The 2,594-nt window shown below is 65.1% G+C and carries 3 protein-coding genes and 1 pseudogene; 3 read left to right on the top strand and 1 reads right to left on the bottom strand.

Going from position 1 to position 2,594, the window contains the following annotated elements:
- Nucleotides 1–635, top strand: a 635-nt coding sequence (locus EOA38_RS33215; protein WP_127301217.1) for a glycerol acyltransferase, incomplete at its 5' end; no start/stop codon positions are given.
- Nucleotides 636–746: 111 nt separating this feature from the next.
- On the opposite strand, the gene EOA38_RS33210 is transcribed toward EOA38_RS33215, so the two are convergent.
- Nucleotides 747–1,712 carry a hypothetical protein gene (locus EOA38_RS33210; protein ID WP_126093452.1) on the bottom strand — a complete coding sequence of 322 codons (966 nt, stop codon included), beginning with the start codon at nucleotides 1,710–1,712 and terminating at the stop codon, nucleotides 747–749.
- Nucleotides 1,713–1,876: 164 nt separating this feature from the next.
- Here EOA38_RS33210 and EOA38_RS33205 point away from each other — a divergent pair, with 164 nt between their 5' ends.
- The gene (locus EOA38_RS33205) at nucleotides 1,877–2,461 is read left to right on the top strand and encodes a nitroreductase (protein WP_127301216.1); all 585 of its coding nucleotides are present in this window, start codon (nucleotides 1,877–1,879) and stop codon (nucleotides 2,459–2,461) included.
- 1 nt (nucleotide 2,462) lies between these two features.
- Nucleotides 2,463–2,594: pseudogene (locus tag EOA38_RS40700) on the top strand (flavin reductase family protein); the annotation flags it as partial.

Here is a 2,594-nt window from a genome sequence, read left to right as displayed (position 1 = left end):
TCCTGTCGCTCGTCGAGCAACTCGGCCGACCGTTCCGGGTCATGATCCACAAGGATCTGCTGAGGATCCGTGAGATGGAGGCCTATTCGCTGCCGATCGATTTTTCCGAGACCAAGGAAGCGCTGAAGAACAACATGGCCGTGCGCCACGAGGCGGTGCGGCTGCTGAAGGAAGGCGTCACCATCGTCGTCTTCCCGGCCGGCGGCGTCGCCACGGCGCCGAAAGGGTTCGGCCGGGCGATCGACCTGCCGTGGAAGATGTTCCCGGCCAAGCTCATCCAGGAAGCCAAGGCCTCCGTCATCCCGATGCATTTTTCCGGCCAGAACGGCCGCCTGTTCCACCTGGTCAGCGGACCGATGAACATGGCCGAGCGCGACAACCGCGTGGCGAAATTCGTCGGCAAGGCGTCGCTGACGCTGCGCACGTCCTTGCTCATCCGCGAGTTCGCGCGGCTGTCCGGCAAGGCGATCGAGGTGCGCATCGGCGATGTGCTGGGATGGAACGAACTGGAGCCGCTGCGCGACCGCAAGGCGCTGCTCGACCGGCTTTATCGCGCCGTTTTCGATCTGGCATCGCCGGCTGCGCCGAGGGGACGCGTACCGTTCCTGCCGAAGCGGATGCGCAAGGCCGCCTAAAGCGCGTCGCGATCTTTCAGATTCGCTCCGTGCGCTTTAGGTTTTTGATCTTACGCATGTCTTGTCCCGAAACCGGTTCCCACTTTCGGGAGACATGCTTTAACTCGACAGTTAATCCGCGCCTTCCTCGGGATCGATGGCGGACGATTCATTGGCCACGACCTCGATCTCCTGGTTCTGCCCGGCCACGACCGTAAAATCCTTCTGGTAGATGCGGTCGCGGTTCTTGGCGATGATGGTGTATTGGCCTTCGGCCAGCACCATCGAGGCGAAGGCGCCGACGGCTTCCTTGATTGGATCGCCGGATTCGTTGAGCAGGGACCAGGAGGTGTCGGCGATGGCTTCGCCGCCGGGCTCGCGTACCAGCTTCATCGTCATCTCGGCCGCGCGGTGCTCGACGGTCGCCTCTGTCAGCTTGCCGGCCTCGACCCGGATGTCGGAGCGGATCACCGCGTTGACCGCGCCATAGGTCGAGACGACGTGGTAGGTGCCGGCGTTCAGCCGCACCACCGAGTTCGGCTCGACATCGGGGGCGATCAGCGCGCGGTCGCCATTGGCCTCGGCCTGGCCTTCATAGATCGAGAAGCGGAGTTTCTTCGGCGGGATATGCGCGCCGCCCGACGTCACGGCGTCAAGCTTCAGGCCGCCGGCGTCGAGGACCAGGCTCTCGCGCTTGGCATCCTTGCCGACGGTGATGCGTTTGGTCGCGCCGGCCCGCCCATAGGAGGCATGGACGAGGTAGCTGCCGGGATCGAGCTGGAACACCGCCGTGCCGCCGTGAGCGGACGCCACCATCGGCAGCTTGCCGTCGCTGGCGGGCTCAGGCCTGAACACGCGCCAGACGATCCCGCGGGTGATGTCGGCGCCCTTGTCGGTCAGCTGCGCCGAAAGGGTGATCGCGCCGCCGCTGCCGAGCGCCAGCGACCTCTCGCTTTTCGGCGTCGCATAGCTCGAAATGCCCGGCAGTTTGAGTTTGTCGACCTCGTTGGCGTTCTGGGCCAGCGCGAACGAAACCGGCACCGCGAACAGCGCGGCGACCAGCCAGACCACGACAAGGCGCAGAGTCCCCTCAAACATGCCTTGCGTTGAAGCCCAAGGCGGTGGCAATTTCAAGGCTCAAGAGCCTGCCGCGTTCCGCCAGGGCTCTTTATCCGGCGCATAATGCGTCATCGCCCGAGCCGCCCGGCCTCCCGATGGCGCGCTTCAGCTCAAAATTGGATGTTTCTAGGAGACTTGCGCCCATGGCGTCGCCGATCATCGACTTCCTGCTGACCCGCAATTCCGCGCCCATACCCGACCTCAAGGAGCCGGCGCCGAGCGACGCGGAGATCGCCACGATGATCGCAGCCGCCTCGCGCGTTCCTGATCATGGCCGGCTCGAGCCCTGGCGGTTCATCCTCTACCGCGGCGAGGCGCGGGCCGAGATCGGCAACAAGCTCGCGGCCCTTGCCGAGCAGCGCGAGGGGCCGCTGCCGGAAGGGCGGCGCAACCAGGAACTGGCGCGCTTCTCGCGCGCGCCGCTGGTGATCGGCGTGGTGTCGGTGCCGCGCGAGAATCCCAAGATCCCGCAATGGGAGATGTTCCTGTCGGGCGGAATGGCGGCTATGAATCTGATGATCGCGGCCAATGCGCTGGGCTATGGCACCAACATGATCAGCAACTGGTATTCCGACGTCGCAGAGGGCAGGGCGATCCTGGGGCTGTCGCCGCAGGAGCGCGTCATCGGCTTCGTCCATATCGGCTCATACCAGGGACCTGCGCCGGAGCGGCCGCGGCCCGATCCGGCGAAGCTCTATGCCGACTACACCGGACCCTGGGCCGGCTAAAATGTTCTACGAGCCTTCGAAGGGGCATGGCCTGCCGCACGATCCGTCGAAGGCGATCGTGGCGCCCCGCCCCATCGGATGGATATCGACATTGAACAAGGCCGGCGAGATCAACCTCGCGCCCTATTCGTTC

The organism is Mesorhizobium sp. M1E.F.Ca.ET.041.01.1.1 (assembly GCF_003997355.1).
Lineage (GTDB): Bacteria > Pseudomonadota > Alphaproteobacteria > Rhizobiales > Rhizobiaceae > Mesorhizobium.
The sequence above is the reverse complement of the archived record's forward strand: the minus strand, read 5'-3'. Positions and strand labels throughout refer to the sequence as shown.

Excerpts from the sequence above, each read along its gene's own strand:
- EOA38_RS33210 (WP_126093452.1), bottom strand. The coding sequence starts at position 1,712 with ATGTTTGAGGGGACTCTGCGCCTTGTCGTGGTCTGGCTGGTCGCCGCG.
- EOA38_RS33205 (WP_127301216.1), top strand. The coding sequence starts at position 1,877 with ATGGCGTCGCCGATCATCGACTTCCTGCTGACCCGCAATTCCGCGCCC.